The organism is Ehrlichia chaffeensis str. Arkansas (assembly GCF_000013145.1).
GTDB lineage: Bacteria > Pseudomonadota > Alphaproteobacteria > Rickettsiales > Anaplasmataceae > Ehrlichia > Ehrlichia chaffeensis.
The window spans coordinates 117,614-136,035 of sequence record NC_007799.1 but is presented as its reverse complement, the minus strand read 5'-3'; the positions used below and the strand labels follow the sequence as shown (position 1 = coordinate 136,035).

At 30.5% G+C, this 18,422-nt stretch carries 17 protein-coding genes; 6 read left to right on the top strand and 11 right to left on the bottom strand.

Annotation, left to right across the window (positions count from 1 at the left end; genetic code table 11):
• Positions 1-117 precede the first annotated feature (117 nt).
• The 4 genes from dapE to pth all read left to right on the top strand — a co-directional run bounded on the left by dapE (position 118) and on the right by pth (position 3,589).
• Positions 118-1,263, top strand: coding sequence for a succinyl-diaminopimelate desuccinylase (gene dapE / locus ECH_RS00605; RefSeq protein WP_011452427.1), 1,146 nt, complete (start codon positions 118-120; stop codon positions 1,261-1,263).
• A gap of 4 nt (positions 1,264-1,267) precedes the next feature.
• On the top strand, positions 1,268-1,960 hold the full coding sequence (locus ECH_RS00600; protein ID WP_006010622.1) for a ComF family protein: 693 nt from the start codon (positions 1,268-1,270) through the stop codon (positions 1,958-1,960).
• A 385-nt stretch (positions 1,961-2,345) separates the two neighbouring features.
• On the top strand, positions 2,346-2,978 hold the full coding sequence (locus ECH_RS00595; RefSeq protein WP_011452426.1) for a 50S ribosomal protein L25/general stress protein Ctc: 633 nt from the start codon (positions 2,346-2,348) through the stop codon (positions 2,976-2,978).
• Between the two features lie 14 nt (positions 2,979-2,992).
• Positions 2,993-3,589 carry an aminoacyl-tRNA hydrolase gene (pth, locus tag ECH_RS00590; RefSeq protein WP_006010086.1) on the top strand — a complete coding sequence of 199 codons (597 nt, stop codon included), beginning with the start codon at positions 2,993-2,995 and terminating at the stop codon, positions 3,587-3,589.
• A 3-nt stretch (positions 3,590-3,592) separates the two neighbouring features.
• Here pth and ECH_RS00585 read toward each other — a convergent pair whose 3' ends face one another.
• The gene (locus tag ECH_RS00585; protein ID WP_043881600.1) at positions 3,593-3,808 is read right to left on the bottom strand and encodes a hypothetical protein; all 216 of its coding nucleotides are present in this window, start codon (positions 3,806-3,808) and stop codon (positions 3,593-3,595) included.
• Between the two features lie 205 nt (positions 3,809-4,013).
• On the opposite strand from ECH_RS00585, the gene purF reads away from it, so the two are divergent.
• Positions 4,014-5,402 (top strand): amidophosphoribosyltransferase, encoded by a 1,389-nt coding sequence (gene purF / locus ECH_RS00580; protein ID WP_011452424.1) that lies wholly within the window; start codon positions 4,014-4,016, stop codon positions 5,400-5,402.
• 423 nt (positions 5,403-5,825) lie between these two features.
• On the opposite strand, the gene ECH_RS00575 is transcribed toward purF, so the two are convergent.
• Together ECH_RS00575 and ECH_RS00570 are read right to left on the bottom strand one after the other, a co-directional pair.
• On the bottom strand, positions 5,826-6,662 hold the full coding sequence (locus ECH_RS00575; protein ID WP_006010091.1) for a YgfZ/GcvT domain-containing protein: 837 nt from the start codon (positions 6,660-6,662) through the stop codon (positions 5,826-5,828).
• Positions 6,663-7,033: 371 nt separating this feature from the next.
• The gene (locus tag ECH_RS00570) at positions 7,034-8,971 is read right to left on the bottom strand and encodes a heme lyase CcmF/NrfE family subunit (protein ID WP_006010093.1); all 1,938 of its coding nucleotides are present in this window, start codon (positions 8,969-8,971) and stop codon (positions 7,034-7,036) included.
• A 394-nt stretch (positions 8,972-9,365) separates the two neighbouring features.
• On the opposite strand from ECH_RS00570, the gene ECH_RS00565 reads away from it, so the two are divergent.
• Entirely contained in the window at positions 9,366-11,792 is a 2,427-nt protein-coding gene (locus ECH_RS00565) for a valine--tRNA ligase (protein ID WP_011452423.1), read from the top strand.
• A 264-nt stretch (positions 11,793-12,056) separates the two neighbouring features.
• Here the strand turns inward: ECH_RS00565 and smpB are convergent, their stop codons facing one another.
• From smpB to ECH_RS00525, 8 genes are all read right to left on the bottom strand, one after another.
• Positions 12,057-12,506 (bottom strand): SsrA-binding protein SmpB, encoded by a 450-nt coding sequence (gene smpB, locus ECH_RS00560; protein WP_011452422.1) that lies wholly within the window; start codon positions 12,504-12,506, stop codon positions 12,057-12,059.
• 25 nt (positions 12,507-12,531) lie between these two features.
• Positions 12,532-13,167 carry a 3,4-dihydroxy-2-butanone-4-phosphate synthase gene (gene ribB / locus ECH_RS00555; protein WP_011452421.1) on the bottom strand — a complete coding sequence of 212 codons (636 nt, stop codon included), beginning with the start codon at positions 13,165-13,167 and terminating at the stop codon, positions 12,532-12,534.
• An 18-nt stretch (positions 13,168-13,185) separates the two neighbouring features.
• The gene (gene greA, locus ECH_RS00550; RefSeq protein WP_006010100.1) at positions 13,186-13,686 is read right to left on the bottom strand and encodes a transcription elongation factor GreA; all 501 of its coding nucleotides are present in this window, start codon (positions 13,684-13,686) and stop codon (positions 13,186-13,188) included.
• Positions 13,687-13,710: 24 nt separating this feature from the next.
• The gene (gene atpA / locus ECH_RS00545) at positions 13,711-15,240 is read right to left on the bottom strand and encodes a F0F1 ATP synthase subunit alpha (RefSeq protein ID WP_006010102.1); all 1,530 of its coding nucleotides are present in this window, start codon (positions 15,238-15,240) and stop codon (positions 13,711-13,713) included.
• A gap of 12 nt (positions 15,241-15,252) precedes the next feature.
• Entirely contained in the window at positions 15,253-15,810 is a 558-nt protein-coding gene (gene atpH, locus ECH_RS00540; RefSeq protein WP_011452419.1) for an ATP synthase F1 subunit delta, read from the bottom strand.
• Positions 15,811-16,133: 323 nt separating this feature from the next.
• Positions 16,134-16,388 carry a DUF1467 family protein gene (locus ECH_RS00535; RefSeq protein WP_006010112.1) on the bottom strand — a complete coding sequence of 85 codons (255 nt, stop codon included), beginning with the start codon at positions 16,386-16,388 and terminating at the stop codon, positions 16,134-16,136.
• 5 nt (positions 16,389-16,393) lie between these two features.
• The gene (locus ECH_RS00530) at positions 16,394-17,644 is read right to left on the bottom strand and encodes a tetratricopeptide repeat protein (protein WP_006010106.1); all 1,251 of its coding nucleotides are present in this window, start codon (positions 17,642-17,644) and stop codon (positions 16,394-16,396) included.
• Positions 17,641-18,417 (bottom strand): hypothetical protein, encoded by a 777-nt coding sequence (locus ECH_RS00525; protein WP_011452418.1) that lies wholly within the window; start codon positions 18,415-18,417, stop codon positions 17,641-17,643. The genes ECH_RS00530 and ECH_RS00525 overlap by 4 nt, the downstream gene beginning before the upstream one ends.
• Between the last annotated feature and the right edge of the window lie 5 nt (positions 18,418-18,422).

Here is an 18,422-nt window from a genome sequence, read left to right as displayed (position 1 = left end):
TTATAACTACATACAAAATCATAGCAACATTTACAACGACCTAAACTACGAAGTAGTAATATTGACAGTGTATTACAACAAGAATACAATAAATATATATTCTATATAGGTTTATCTATGGCTATTGACCCAGTAATATTATCCCAAGAATTAATATCCTTCCCTAGCATTACTCCAACAGATAACGGTGCCATAGACTTTCTATCAAACACTCTATCACAATATGGATTCACATGTAATGTTTTAACTTTTGGAAATGATGAAGTGCAAGTATGTAATTTATATGCACAATTAGGAAATGGTCATCCTAATCTATGTTTTGCAGGACATACAGATGTAGTCCCAACAGGAGACTTAGAAAAATGGAAATTTGACCCTTTTTCTGGGCACATAGAAGATAACATTCTATATGGGCGTGGAGCTGTTGATATGAAATCTGCCATATGCGCCTTCATAGCAGCAGTATCAAGAATAGATTTCAATCAAGTAAATGGTGCTATTAGTCTAATGATTTCTGGAGATGAAGAAGGTAACCATTTTAAATATGGGACACCTGCAATATTGAAATGGCTAACCGATAATAATAAAAAAATTGATTACTGTTTAGTTGGAGAACCAACAAGTAAATCCTCTGTAGGAGATACTATAAAAATAGGTCGTAGAGGGTCAATCAATTTCAAGATAGTGTGTAATGGTGTACAAGGGCATGTTGCCTATCCACACCTTGCACAAAATCCAATAAATGATATGATCAACATTTTACATAAAATAAACAATACAGTTCTCGATGAAGGGAATGAATATTTTCAACCTTCAAATTGCGAAATTACATCTGTTGATGTGGGAAATACAGCAAATAACGTTATTCCAGGCACAGTTACCGCTCATCTTAACATTAGATATAATAATATACACACCTCTGAATCATTATTTAATATAATCAACAATATTTGTGCTGAAACAACACAAAAATACCAAATATTTACATCATTATCTGGAGATCCATTCATTAATTACCCTGACAAATATTCTGATATGCTATCTGCAGCCATAAAAAAGACAACTGGGGAAACTGCAGTAATAAGTACATCTGGTGGCACATCAGATGCAAGGTTTATAAAAGATTTTTGTCCTGTGATTGAGCTAGGATTAAAAAATGATACCGCACATAAAATAAACGAAAATACATCTGTAGATGACATAAACAAACTGGCTAACATATACGAAGAGTTCATAAAGCAGTTTTTTAATATATCTCAGTAGCTAAGTGCTAGGGAAAATTTTTAACATAATTTTTCCTAAGACATGCGCAAATTGTGAATGTGTAATTTCTTCTAACCACGACTTATGCAGTACATGTAAAAGTAATATAAATTTTTTATGTGACAACTATTGCATTGCATGTGGGTGTAGTCTACCAAATAAAGTATCAATATGTGGAAAGTGTGTGCCTAATCCACCAAAATTTACAAAATTAGAATCTGTATTTTCATACAATAAGCACAGTAAAAATATGATTCTAAATCTGAAATTCTCTGACAATACATTACATGTCAAAACTTATGGGAAGTGGATGTACAATCAGAATCCAGATTTATTTAACAATGTTACTACTATAATACCCATACCTGTACATAAAAAAAGGTTACGACAAAGAAAATATAATCAAGCTACTCTCCTTGCTAGGGCCCTAAGTAAATATTGTAATATACCTATAGAAACTTTTGTATTGGAAAGGATCGTAGATACAATCCCACAATATAATCTATCTAGTAAAATGAGAGAAAAGAATATTACAAAATCTTTTACAGTAAAAAATCAACATTTAATTAATAATAAAATTATACTACTTGTTGATGATGTCATCACAACCGGAATAACAGTCAGGACCTGTACACATAAACTCATTGAATCAGGCGCAAAAGAAGTTAGAGTTATTACATTAGCTAGAACACTATAACAATTTTATAAGCTAAACCTATACATCTTATAGTAAAAATCACTTTATCCAATTTTTATTACTTATTCCATTTCACAGTTTAACAAAATTCCATGTTTTTGTAATTAACATCTACTCACTAGTAATATAAGATTTTTCTACTTATGTTTATCTTCGTATACAAAAAATCACCATCCTATAGCATTAATTAAATATAAATCACTCTTCGAATATGTGAGCCTTAGAATTATTAATTTTTCACTACACAAACTATACATTTGATAAATTGCCACTAAAAATTCAAATATCTAACATAGCAATTTTTATATTGCAATATCATCTTAATATGGTAAGAATATAAGATTCAGAAGTATTAAATCAAAAAAGTTTTCAAAAGGATTTTTTAATGACAGATCAAGGCATAGTTAAAATTAATGCAAGTTTAAGGAAAAATGTAGGCACAGGCCCTTCACGTGCACTAAGACTTAGCGGAGAAATACCAGCAGTAATATACGGTAAAGGTCGTGATTCCCTTAGCATATCTTTATCTAATAGAGAGTTTGTAAGCAAATATAGATCTGCTGCATTGTCAACTCACTTGATTGAACTTGAAATAGATAACAAGAAAGAATATGTATTAATGCGTGATGTACAAAAGCACCCAGTAACTGATAGAATACAACATGTAGATTTCCAGTTTATTGATTATGGTACAGAAATAAAAATAGAAGTGCCTTTAATATTTACAAATGAACAAAAATGTATAGGCATTAAGAGGGGTGGAGTATTAAACATATTACATCGTACTTTATCTATAAAGTGTTCCCCTAAAGCTATATTGCAAAATATAGAAATAGATTTATCTGGTCTAACTACAGGACATTCTATACATGTAAGCGATTTAAAACTTCCTCCAGAGGTGAATGTGACTATGAAAGAGCATAATCCAGCAATAGTAACAATCTCTAGTGCAAGTACAGAAAAAGAAGCTGAAAGTAATCAAGAGTCTACAAGTACTACTCCATCATCAGAAAGTTAGTGACTTAAACTCTTATGTTTTACCTGTTAGCTGGGTTAGGTAATCCTGGTAAAAAGTATGAGCTAAGCCGTCACAATGCTGGATTTATGATTGTAGATGCAATAGCAAGTGAGTTTTACTTTCCAAGCTTCAGAGAAAGGCATAATGCACTGATATCAATTGGGAATATTAAATCACACAGAGTTATTCTTGTTAAACCTTGGACGTTTATGAACAATTCAGGTGCTCCTATCATGAGTATAGCCAGTCTATACAAGATTCCATTAGATAACATAATAATTTTTCATGATGAAGTAGAAATAAACTTTTGTACCATAAGAGTAAAAAAAAGTGGTGGCAATGCTGGACACAATGGTCTCAAATCAATTGATAATCTACTTGGTAAAGACTATTGGAGAGTAAGGTTTGGCATTGGTCGTCCCATAAATAAAACAAATCTCAAGATAGATCTATCATATTATGTCCTATCACAATTCCATAACATTAAAGCAGTCAATAACACTATACTCAACATAGTAGAACATATCACATTACTTTTAGAAAAAAAACCTTCAATGTTTATGGAGAAAGTCAAAAACCTTATAAAATATGAAGATATTCCAACAGAATAGGCATTACATAATACTATGACGTCCTATCAATATTAGTAAGGCAAGAATACCAGTATTTTCAGGAGATCTAGAGTTATAATTTGTAAACAGTGCATCATTAAATGATACTTGTATCCTATTTTCATTTTGTAATGTTGCAATAACTTTTTGATATATTACATGATTTATATTTTTGTTTTTGATAGCTTTATTAAATGTAGTGGAGGATTGAAAACACATGATCCAAACTATCAATAATCCCTTAAGTTCATTTATAATGTATAGCTACACTGTCAATATTTCACACCTAAAATATCTTTATATCCTAAAAATTTTACTACTTATATAACAATACTATGACAAGCATAATAATCACAGATAATTTATTAAAATTTCTGTATTTCTATGCTAGAATATTAGCTAATAGTTCTATTCTCGACTAACTATGCAGTTTAATGAAATATATGAAGAATGCGGAGTATTTGCCATACAAAATAATAATTGTGCTGCTATTAATTGCATCCTAGGGCTACATGCACTTCAACATAGAGGCCAAGAATCATTTGGCATAGTAACGTCAGAAGATAACAAACTTCATTTTCACTATTCAAATGAACAAGTCAACAGCATATTCAATCAACAATCAAAAATAGACTCTTTACTAGGAAACACTGCAATTGGACATATACGTTATTCTACAAGTGGAAGTAAAGTTGGTGTTCAACCAATAACCTTAGATTGTAAATTTGGGAAATTAGCAATAGCACACAATGGTAACCTCACTAATGCAGCACAAATAAGAAAATCACTTACTGAAAGGGGATGTATATTTTCATCAGATATCGATACAGAAGTCATTGCTCACCTAATTGCTATTAATACTGAGAATACTCTCTTGGACAATGTTATTAATGCATTAAAAACCATTAAGGGCGCATATTCTTTAGTTATATTAATAAACGGTACTATAATATGTTGTCGCGATCCAGCTGGAATTAGACCACTAGTATTAGGTATGTTAGATAATTCATATATTGTAGCTTCAGAAACTTGTGCTCTAGATATAGTTGGAGCCCAATTTATAAGAGATGTATTACCAGGAGAATTCATCACAATTGACCAAGGTAACACTTTAACAAGTTCTTTTCCATTTAAAAAACAAAAATCAAGTTTTTGTATTTTTGAATACGTATATTTTGCACGACCAGATAGTATAATAGACAATAAGTCTATATATGAAATACGCAAAAACATAGGTAAAGAATTAGCAATAGAAAATCCTATTCCAAAAGATACACACATGATAGTACCAGTACCAGATTCGGGAGTACCAGCTGCATTGGGGTTCGCAGAATACACAAAAATACCTTTTGAATTTGGCATTATTAGGAACCATTATATTGGAAGAACTTTTATCCAACCCAACGATCACATTCGTAGTATGGGAGTGAAGTTAAAACACAATGCTAATTCTTCCATACTAAAAGACAAGGTAATAGTTTTAATAGATGATAGCCTAGTTAGAGGCACAACACTAAAAAGTATAATAACACTACTACACAAAGCAGGAGTTCAACAAATACATTTAAGAATTTCTAGCCCACCAACTATAAATTCTTGCTTTTATGGAATAGACACTCCAGAAGAATCAAAATTAATAGCTAACAGGTTATCACAGTTAGAGATCAAAAATGCTCTTGGTTGCGATAGTCTACACTTTTTAAGTATAGATGGTCTCTACAAGGCAATATGCAACACAAAACGTAATAATAGTATACCTCAATACTGTGATGCCTGTTTTACTGGGGATTATCCAATAGGAAAAATAGAATAAGTGTGATATTGAAAAATAAAGTTTACAGTCTTCAACAGTCAAACACATGTACTATTGTCGTAAAACCATAATAAATAACTCTTTACTTATAAAGTTATCATATTTTGAATGAAAATTACCGCCCTAACATAAAAGATGTTGAAAGATAAAAGTGATCTACACTATATACACATTCTTATAGGAGAATAATCTTACAAAACCAGCTCACTTCTATAGTAAAATAAATATAACATTTCCTATAAAAATTACAGTTAACTTATACATAAGAAATTTCTATAACAAAAAATTCAGTAATCAGTAACTAGCATATTTACTTAGAACAGAATCATAGAATAGCCTAAAAAATAAAAGTTATTCACACTGCAACAGGATAATTCGAAAGTTATACATCTTAAGTAAAAAGAAATTAGATAAAGACCTATATTAATTAAGTAGTATTTTAACTTTAGCACCACCAATTTTTAAATTGCAAAAATCATGCTCTGAACTAATATCCAACAAACATAATCCTATATTACCAACATTAGACAATAATCTACCTATTTCCTGCTGAGCACACATAACTTTCGTATCACAAAAAGACTGATGTTCAGAAATTATAGTATATATATTTTTCTTCACTCCAGCACGATACATACGTGCTACAGTTTCTTGCCCTATATAACAACCTTTATTGAAATCAATCGCATGGAATTGTGCCATCCTGAACTGCAAAGGAAATGAGGTTCCTTTTATCATATCTTTTCTACAATCTGGAACAGTATTATTAATTCTCAATATTTCATAATCTTCATATTTTCCAACATCATATTCTATGTTACTAAATACTTTTTGGGATTCATTAAACATAACACGTAAACCTAATTTAGATAACCTAGGATCTTGAAAGAATATAGTATCACCTTGACAATAAGTATATCCACACTCATTCCTATCATACTGATCCCCAATAAACACACCAACTTTATAGTGTTTTTTTTCCTTAATTACTATTTTTAATTGTAATTTATACGACAAAAACTTTTGTATAATTTCCTCTTTTTCTGTACTACAGCAATCTAACAATACATATTTACCATATTGCACAATAAAGAAGTCATAAATATATCTACCACTAGGACTCAAAAGCAAAGAATAAATAGCTTTATTTTGACTTAAATTTAAAACATTATTCGTTGTAGTTTGATTAAGTAATTGCTTAACATCTTGTCCATAGAAGACTATAATACTTCTATCAGGCAAAATTATAAACTTGCTCATACTCCTCCATACTTTTATTACTTAGAATGTCAACCTAATTCTGCCTATAAAAAGTGATCATGCAATTGTTATTCCACAATAAATACACATTATCAATTTGCATTATTACAAAAATTTGGTATACACTTGCTATATCAATTTAGAATAAAAATTGTTTTTTATATATCATCACAAACTTAAAAATCAACTATGTCAACATCAAGCTCTTGCAGTTATAGAAGAATAATATTACCTTACTTACAGCAACATAGATAGCATGTAATAACAACACTTTGATTCTATGTAATATTTAACACAATTCTGCTTTGAATAACGGCAGATTTGGTGATATACTTGAACTTCCATACTTACAACACGTCACTCCATATTTTTCATGTACAAGAAGCACCATTGGTTTTTGATGTTTCAAGTACTAAAGATTTCTTTGTAATAATATGACTAGATAACAATCCTATAACGCCACCAAATGCTACTAACAAAAATCCCATCCATATTAAATTTATATAAGGTTTATAATACACTTTTACTGCTATACCTTTCACCTTATCTATATCACCAATTACAATATAAATATCAGATAGCCAATGTCGATATATAGCACTTTCAGCATTTCTTACTCCCTCAACTACATAGAACCTATTTTCAGGAAATACTTTACCCAACACTTCACCAGATTTTACTATTAAAAATCTTCCACGAATAGCATCGTAATTTTTATTTTTTACAAAAGATAATCCAGATAAAACAACTTGAAAGTTTTTTACATTAATCAAACTATTGTCCTTCATATAAAGTTCATAGGTTTCACCCCATACAATAGAACCAATGATTCCAAACATAAATACAGCAACACCCATATGTGCTATTAGCATAGAATAATATTTTTTAGAGCAAGATTTAGCCAATTTTATAGTTTCAGAAAATGACACTGTAAATATTTTTATTTTTCTATAGTATGCTTCCAACACTGATAAAAATAAAAAAACTGATAATAAAAGTATTAAAACAATAAAAAAATTATTATCTATCATGAAAGGAAAAATCAATAAAACTACAAATCCAGAAAACTTGAAATTCTTTATTAAAATTTTATTTCTTTCCTCATCCAATCCTAAAGTAATTATCATTAATATTAAAGTACAGAATATCAAATAATTAAATAGAGTATTATAATATGGAGCTCCTACAGCAATAACATCTCCAGTGATAAACTCTAATATAACAGGATATATAGTACCAATAAACACTATAGCAAATGCTGTTAACAGTAGAACATTGTTGAACAACAACATTGTAACTTTCGATAACAATAAAAAATCATATTCTCTTTTCTGAGTTTTCTTCGTAAAACAAATAAAACTTATTATTCCACTACTAATTATTATTCCAATTAACATTAATATATAGAATCCATGTTCTGGATCATTAGCAAAAGTATGAACAGATACCAAAACACCAGACCTTACTAAAAATGTACCAATTAGACTCATTACAAACGAACAAATTGATAATAAAACTGCAGAATTATAGAACAGGTTAAATTTTCTCACTAAAGGCAGTAAATGAATTAAAGCTGTACCCAGTAACCATGGCATAAGTGATACATTCTCAACTGGATCCCAAAACCAAAATCCTCCCCAACCTAATTCTCGATATGCCCACCAACTACCTAATCCTATTCCTAAAGTCAAAAAAGACCATGCAACTAGAGCCCATTTATTTATAATCATTGCCCATTCTACACTATCTTTTTGGAGAATTATCCCAGCTACAGCAAGTGAGAATACTACACTAAATCCTACATATCCTAAATATAAAATAGGAGGATGCACCATTAACCCTGTATCCTGTAATATAGGATTAAAGCCCAATCCTTCATATTCAACAGTAGGCATCTTCATAAAAGGATTAGATGCTACCAAGGTAAATAACAAGAATCCAAAGTTAATTACATGTTGTATTGAAATGGATATTCTTTTGAAATCATCTTTATCAAGTAAAATCTCTAATAATAAACTATATAGACTTATTATCCACACCCACAATAGAATAGAACCTTCATAATTACCCCAAATACCAAATATTTTATACAATAAGTGTTTAGTCGTATGTGAATTATAGTATACATTACAAAATGAAAAATCATCAACAATGTGTATATACAACAACAATCCAACAGCAGAACTTGTCAGTATAAATATCAACATTGTCAGTACTTTCGACCAACAGAAAGATATATTAACAACAAATGGATAAACTACTGAAAATACACACGCCATTAAAAGCGGGAGCTCTATTAAACTAACCATTATAACTTCTTAATAATATTCAAAAAATAAGAATTATCTATTATAAGGCTTTAATTAAAACTTGCAAAGTGTAGCTTTATAGAGAACCAATAATTGATATTATGTCAGAAAACAATTATAGTAAATAAATATTTCAAGGTATATTATAAAATATAGCCCAAGGCGTTCTTCTTATACACAATATAATAACATTAGCATCAACAACACATTAAAAACGTACCAACTTTAGATAAGAAAATACAAAAATCACCTCAGTAAAATGACAAACAACATCTTTGAATATAGGTTCATATCAACAAATATAGATTACGTAGTATATTAATAAAATTATCATTGTTTCAACAATTGCAATTCTCTATACTTGAGCAGGAAAAGGTAAGCAGAATATTTTACAATGCAGTCTATTTTTAATAACAAATATCAATTTAAAAATATAGAAACAAAATACAACACACACTGGAATATAACAAAACTATATAAATGGAAAAACTCTGGAAATAATCAGTTTATAATTGACACTCCCCCTCCAACAATATCTGGACAACTACATATTGGGCATGTCTTTAGCTATTGTCATACAGATTTTATTGCAAGATATCAGCGCATGCTTGGAAAAGATGTATTTTATCCTATAGGATTTGACGATAACGGTTTACCCACAGAAAGGTTAGTAGAAAAAACAAAAAAAATACGTGCAACAGATATGAGTCGCAAAGAATTCAATACAATATGTACACAAGTATCAAATGAATTCAGAATACAATTTAAACAACTTTTTCAATCTATTGGAATTAGCTACGACTGGGATCTAGAATATCACACAATTAGCAAAAATATACAAAAGATATCTCAAACATCATTTATAAATTTATACAATAAAGGAAAATTATACAGAAAACTACAACCTATATTCTGGGATTGCATTGATAAAACAGCTATAGCACGTGCTGAAGTTGAAGAAAATGAGATATCATCGTTCATGAATACAATAACATTTTCTACAGAAGCAGGAATACCAATCAACATTGCAACAACTCGTCCAGAACTTATGCCAGCTTGCGTTGCTGTATTTTTTAATCCTTCAGATACAAGATATCAGCATCTCCTTGGGCAAAATGCGATAGTGCCAATATTTGGCAACAGAGTAAAAATATTACCAGATGATCAAGTAAAAATAGATAAAGGGACTGGTCTTGTAATGTGCTGTACATTTGGAGACGAAATGGATGTATACTGGTGGAACAAACACAATTTAGATACTAAAATCATTATTAGCAAATCAGGCACTATATTCAATCTAAGTAGTGATACCACTCAAGGAAAAAGTGTATGTAACCAATTACATGGGCTACCAATAACAAAAGCTAGAGCATTAATTCTTGAAATATTAGATCAAAACAATTTACTAAAGCATAAACAGGAAATTATTCACAATGTAAAATGTGCAGAAAGGTCAGGAGCACCTATCGAAATACTATTAAGTCATCAATGGTTTATCAAAGTAGTAGAAATAAAGCAGGAATTATTGAAACAAGTACAAAAAATCAACTGGTATCCAAAATCTATGCGTAAACAAATAGAAATTTGGATAGAAGGCTTAAATTGGGATTGGTGTATATCACGTCAAAGATATTTTGGCGTACCATTTCCAGTTTGGTATTCTAAAAAAGCAGATGGTGAAATTATCTTACCTGATATCAACAAATTACCAGTAGATCCAATTAACGATTTACCGGAAGGATACCAAGACACAGAAGTGGAAGCAGATACCGATGTAATGGATACCTGGGCTACTAGTTCATTGTCCACTCAATTCCATAATATATCTACAACTCATGCTGACTTACGAGCTCAAAGTCATGAAATCATAAGGTCTTGGGCATTTTATACTATTCTACAGGCCTATTACCATAATAATGATATTCCATGGAAAAACATTATGATCAGCGGGTGGTGCCTTGCAGAAGATAAAACAAAGATGAGTAAATCAAAGGGAAATACACTAACTCCAAATAAATTGTTAGAAGAATATGGTGCAGATGTAGTACGTTATTGGGCTGCAAACTCCAAATTAGGAGCAGATACCACATTTTCCAATGACGTTCTCAAATTAGGCAAAAGGTTTACTACTAAACTTTGGAATGCAAGTAAATTTGTTTCAATGTTTATTGGTCAATATTCAGAAATAGATTTACAACACGTAACAGAAACAATGGATAAGTGGATACTTTCAAAACTATATAAAGTTATCATCAAAGCAACAGAAAGTTTCAATTCTTTTGAGTATTGTATAGCACTTAACTACATAGAATCTTTTTTCTGGAAAGATTTTTGCGATAACTATCTTGAATTGTCTAAAAAAAGAGCATATGGAGAATCTACAAGTAAACAGGAACACTTAAGTGCAGTACACACTCTATCCTTTATATTAAGAGAGTTACTCAAAATGTTAGCACCTTTTATGCCATATATCACAGAAGAAATATACAATACACTTTATAACAACAAAAATTCAATTCATAGCCACAATAACTGGCCTATTGCAAATATAAGTCTATACAATGCATCAGATGAGCTATTAGGAGAAGATTTTATAGAAATTCTTAACCAAGTACGTAAAATAAAAGCCAATGCCCAATTATCAGTAAAATATAAAATAGATAAGCTAATCATAAATAGTCAAGGCTGTAACTTTCCTACTTCACTAGAAAATGACTTAAAAGCTGTCTGCAATGCTGAACATATAGTGTACACTACTCAACCAGTAATTGATACAAATGAAGAAAAATTTCTAGTTTCATTAGAATTCACTAACCAGTAAATTTTATAAAGTTGAAACATTATCACATCTCTCCTATTTTTGTAAGTAACAGGAGAATACTTTACAACAAAAATGAAGAAAAATTTCTAGTTTAAGTAGAATTTACTAACCAGTGAACTTTATAAAGCTGAAACATTACCACCTCCTATTTTTGCAAAGTAATAGGAGAATGCTTTACAATAAATATGTATTGATATATCTACTTTAAACCAAACTCTGTATCACAACAAAGTTAAGTCTATAAACTATTTTCTCTATATCAGATTAGTTTCCGCCACGTAGTATACGACTTTTTTCTCTATTCCAATCTCTAGTTTTTATTGTCTCTCTCTTATCATGCAACTTTTTACCTTTTACAATAACAACCTTAACTTTTGCTATCCCCTTATCATTAAAATATAAACACAATGGTACAACAGTAAAGCCATCATTCTTTATATTTCCAGATATTTTATATATTTGCTTTTTCCGCAATAGTAACTTCCTAGGTCTGGTAGGATTATGATTTCTAGTACTTGCCTGATTATATTCTGAAATATGTAAATTACATAGCCACAATTCCATATTCCGCTCAGTAACATATGCCTCAGCTATGCTGACTTTTCTCTGGCGTAAAGACTTGACTTCACTACCAATTAATACAATACCAGCATCAAATTCCTGAATAATAAAATAATTAAACCTTACTTTACGATTCTCAACTACGATATCCACAGAAAAATTGCACTCCCAACATACACTAGTTTGCTTTTACATATTGAATAAGTTTATCTATACTAGTAACTTTAATGTTATAACGCTGGGAAAACTCTATAATATCAGGCATCCTTGACATTGTTCCATCAGGATTCATCAACTCACATACTACAGCTACTGGAGCTAACCCTGCAATTCTTGCAATTTCAACACTCGCTTCTGTATGACCAGATCTCTCTAACACTCCACCTTTTTTAGATACAATAGGAAAAATATGCCCCGGTGTTACAAAATCATCCTCTGTAACATTTTTATTAACAACTGTAAGTATAGTATGGGCTCTATCATGAGCAGAAACACCAGTTGTAATACCATAACGAGCATCTATAGAAGTTGCAAAAGACGCACTATTACAATTAACATGCCTCTTTGGTATAAACTCCAACCCCAATTTATGCATTAAATCTTCTGTAATAGATAAACACACAATACCACTACCATGAGTTATCATAAAGTTAATTACACCACTTGTTACCTTTTCTGCTAAAACTACCAAATCACCTTCATTTTCCCTTTGTTCATCATCAATCAAAATAAACATTTTACCTTGTTTAGAATCTTCAATAATATGCTCTACAGGAGAGATAAAACTCGAATTTTCTGATACAATAATACCCATTAACCCTATAACCTTCTTTTATATAAATTCAATTTTTATAATTTTATATATTCTATAATCACCCTTTGGAGTTTTAACTTCTACAACATCACCTTCTTTTTTCCCTAATAATGATACAACTAAAGGAGATTTTATTGAAATCATTTGTTTAGAAATATCAGCTTCATACTCACCAACAATCTGGTACACTACTTCATCAGTATTACCAGTCTGTTCATCATATATAGACATAGTTACAGTTGCCCCAAACATAACAGTGTCCCCAGATAAATTTGAAACATCTATAACTTCTGCTCTAGATTTTTTCGATTCTAACTCCATTATTTTACTTTCTACTAACCCTTGTCTTTCACGAGCAGCATGATACTCTGCATTTTCAGATAAATCCCCCAACTCTCGCGCCTCAGAAATAGATTTTATAATTTTAGGCCTTTCATGTTTCAATGACTCTAGCTCTAACTCAAGTTTTGCAAACCCATTTTTTGTAATAGGAAATCTCGCATTCATATAGTCATTCATAAGTCATACCTACATAATACAGAACTATTCAAAATTAGAAGTAACCTTACCTATAATTTCTAATAATAAGTCTTTTACATCATCAGTAAAATTATTCAATATACTACTTAAAACATCTGGATAATTTTCATTAAGCTCTTTAAGGAGCATTTCTTCAAATCTACTGATATCACTTACACTAACACCATCCAAACAACCACTTGTACCAGCAAATATCACAGCAACTTGCTCCGGCACAGATAATGGAGAATATTGTTTTTGTTTCAACAATTCCATCATCCTTCTACCTCTATCTAATACCTTCTGAGAATGCACATCAATATCAGACCCAAATTTTGCAAAATCTTCTAACTCTCTATATTGTGCTAAACTCAACTTTACAGAACCAGCAACTTTTTTTACCGATTTAGTTTGTGCAGCAGAACCTACCCTTGAAACAGATAACCCAACATTTACAGCCGGACGTAAACCTTTATAAAAAATTTCAGATTCAAGGAAAATCTGACCATCAGTAATTGAAATAACATTAGTTGGAACATACGCAGATACATCACCAGCTTGTGTTTCAATTATTGGTAAAGCAGTTAATGAACCACCTCCTTCTTTGTCAGACATTTTAGCTGCTCTTTCTAACAATCGAGAATGTAAGAAAAATACATCACCAGGATATGCTTCACGACCTGGAGGACGTCTTAACAACAAGGACATTTGTCTATAAGCAACAGCATGTTTTGACAGATCATCATATACAATCAAGCAGTGCATTCCATTATCCCTAAAAAATTCTCCCATTGCACAAGCAGCATATGGCGCAAGATATTGGAACGATACAGTATCTGAAGCCCCAGCAGCAACAACAATTGTGTATTCTAAAGCTCCACTTACACGTAATTTATCAACTATTCTTGCAACAGAAGAATTCTTTTGTCCTATTGCAACATAAATACAGTAAACTTTTTCCTTTTCTGACACTACATCATTATGTGCTTTCTGATTAATGATAGTATCAATTGCTATTGCAGTCTTCCCTGTCTTTCTATCACCTATAATTAACTCACGTTGCCCACGTCCTATTGGTATTAACATATCTATAATTTTAATACCAGTCTGCAGAGGCTCAGTAACGGATTGTCTAGCGATAATACCTGGAGCCTTAATCTCCACTGGCAACCTAGTTTTACTATCAATGCTGCCAGCTCCATCAATAGGATTACCTAATGCATCAACTACCCTTCCTAGCAACTCCAACCCAACAGGAACATCCATCAATTTTCCTGTACATTTTGCAGTATCACCTTCCCCAACACTTCTTTCATCACCAAATACAACAACACTAGCAGTATCACAATCTAACCCTAATACTATACCTGTAATACCGTTAGCAAAAACTACTACTTCTCCAAATTTTGCTTTTTCTAAGCCATATATTAAAGCTATACCATCTTTAATAGATATCACTTCACCAACACTATCAGACTTTACTTGGTTATCAAAATTCTCAATACGCTCCTTAATAACTTTTAACACCTCACCTGGAGATATAGTATTATTCATTACCGTACCCTACTATTCACTTATACTACTACGTATAGCCATTTTACTAAGTTCTCGCAAACTTTGTAAATAACTATTTAAAGATACATCTATTACGTCAAAATTCACCCTAATAATAAAACCACCTAAAATACTAGGATCTATATTGTTTGTTATACTGACAACTTTTCCATATTTCTCAAATAATGCATCACATATACCTTCTTCTTCTTGCTTTGTTAATACAGCACATGAAGTAACAGAGATACTAACTTCCCTATTATGTTTTTTTACTAAATCAAGAAAGGTATTCAAAATCTGCAGCAATATATTTCCTCTATTATTTTCAATAACAACCATAATAAACTTGACTAATATAGAATCAATATAATCCCCTATTACTTCAACAAGCTTTACTTTATCTTCCCTTGACACCCTAGGATTAGATAAAAATAAAGAAATATCATTACAATTCTCAAGAACACTAACGACAAACTCTGCATTTTTACAAATAGAGTTCACATTACTTGACACACTAAATAATGCTTGAGCATAACAAGATGCTATATAGCCACCTCTATATTGAATCATATGCTTTTAAAGGAAACATAAAACAGCAAAATGTTATACCATTATAACAACACCAGTCAAGTATTTTATATCTTAATAAACAATATAATAGTGCTACTTTGTAAACAATTATACCAACAACACATCAATAATTTTTCACTTAATAACGATACTCCAGTACTTGTAAATATTCTATAAGTCCATAAATAATGGGTATATTATATACCATCAAAATATACCAATTTTACTTTTAACTGAATAACAACTCACCACACACTCAAATAACTCCTCAACTTAGACACATATAAACTAAAAGTTACAGTGTAAATTGATTAATAACCTTTCTATACAAAAGTAACAAGATCATATATACGTTCAAAATCTATGTAACCTTTAATTTTCAAATAAATATATAATCCAGTAAGTAACATTGATGTCACAGTTGCAATTATTGATTTAACAAGTAAATAAGATTTTACCGGAGCACTACTTGCAGTACCAATTACTGGACTATCAGATACCTCAACTTTTATAGGCAGTATTAAAAATAAAACAACCCACCAAGATATTATAAAAAATACAACGTCTTCAATACCCATATAACTTAAACCCAAATTATGGTATTAAAACTTTTACAACCATCACACTCATAATGCCAACAGGTAGGGGTATATTTACACTTTGTACAACTCCAATACTTATCTGCTATAGCATCTTTTGCAATTTTATCTGTCCAATACAAAAGTTCATTATAGTTTTGTGATAATACTTTTAGTTTTAACACTAAAAAATACAAAGAAATATAAGTTTTAGTTTTGAAACTATGATTTAAATATTTCATTGCTGTATCATATTCACCTGAATTTATAGCATCCTGTGCTATAAGATATATACTAAAGTAATATCCAGTATTAAAACTATATAATTTATGTATAGCATGACTACTATGCTGCATAATATCTAAATAGAAATTTGCAATATCAGGGTGTGGATTAATACGGTATTCATGTTCAAGAATATTCACCGCTTTACGTTTCTTATCAGTATCTATATAAAATTTAGCTTTCAACAATGTAACAGCAGTACTACACTGTTGAGAACAATTCTTAATGTTATCAAGTACTCTTAAACCATCATCATACTTTTGAATATCATAACATTGTTTTGCTAATGCATAATAAAACACATTAAGCATCTCTTGTGTATTATAAGGTAAAGGCAGATTTATTTTTAACTTTATTATTTTTTTCATTTCTTCAATTGCATTACCCCAATCTCTAGAAATCCGATATATAGTTAACTTAAAAATAGCTGACCAAGATTGTTTAAAAAAAATCTCCAGCATTTTCCTCAATAAACTCAGCTGTTGAATCTGATCTTCTATCTGCATAATAACATTCAACAAGTGTATACCCAACGAAGCATCTATAACTGGTACAACTTTCACAAATTGCGTAAAATACTTTTCAGCCAATATGTATTTTCCAGTATCAAAATAAACCCTTCCCTTTAACAAAAATAAAGATGGATGATCAAAATTTCCTATCTTTACTATAATCTTTTCTACTCTTTCAACATCTCCACAATTTAAATACATGTAACCCTGTTCCAACAAGACCATTTTCTTATTCTGTAAATCTCTTTTATATCGATACACACATCGAGAAAAACAAAAAATGAATCTTACTAATAGAATTAAAAGAAGGAAAACAACAGCAATGACAAACAACGTAAATAAGATATTTACTTCTATATCATAGCCTAACCAATCTATTCTGATGATACCATCGCAATCTATTACCCATAGCCCTATAGTAAGTGCAACAATAACAAAGATTAAAACGCTTGTAATCATGAAACACCAGGTAACTTAATTATATATTTTGACAATTGATCATATATCAATGATATGTTTTTCTCCATAGATACTACATCTTCTAACTGTTGTATCCATAGCTCTAGTTCTGCAACAGATGATAATTCCTTCCTAGAAAGATCTAACGCATCACTCCAAAGATTATCATCAAGGTAGATTTCTACTTCTTTTAAATTATGAAGTAGTGCATCTTGTTGATTTTTTACTACAACCCATTTAAAGAAAACTTTTTGAACCATATTAGACCGCGAATAATGCAACTCACGAGCAATTTTTTTGAACGAAAATTTTAACCTATTAAATGTAGTTAATTTTTTACTATCTAATCTTTCAATCTCAGCTACAGCCTCATTAATTTTATAATCATCAAGTTTAAGTAACATAGGTTTTATTGAGTAGATTATACTTTTTACTGATATATCTCCCAAAAATGCTTCTCTTAAATTAATGACAGACAACAAAAGCTTTGCAAGCCATTCTTCATTAGAACAGCTTATGATATCATTATTCTCTGATGTAATGATACGCTGTACAGGACAATTTTCCTTTTGTTTACTTAAATATGAATTAAGCAAGTTTTGATTTACCTGCACTAAAACAGACCGTACATCATTTTCTATGACTTTTCTATATTGCTGACTAAATACTACTAGATCCTTTTTTACATCTAAATAAGAAAAAACAGCACATATAGAGCAAGAAGTGGTTATCAACATCATAAAAAACCATCCCCAAACTTCTTTTGCTAGCATATTAA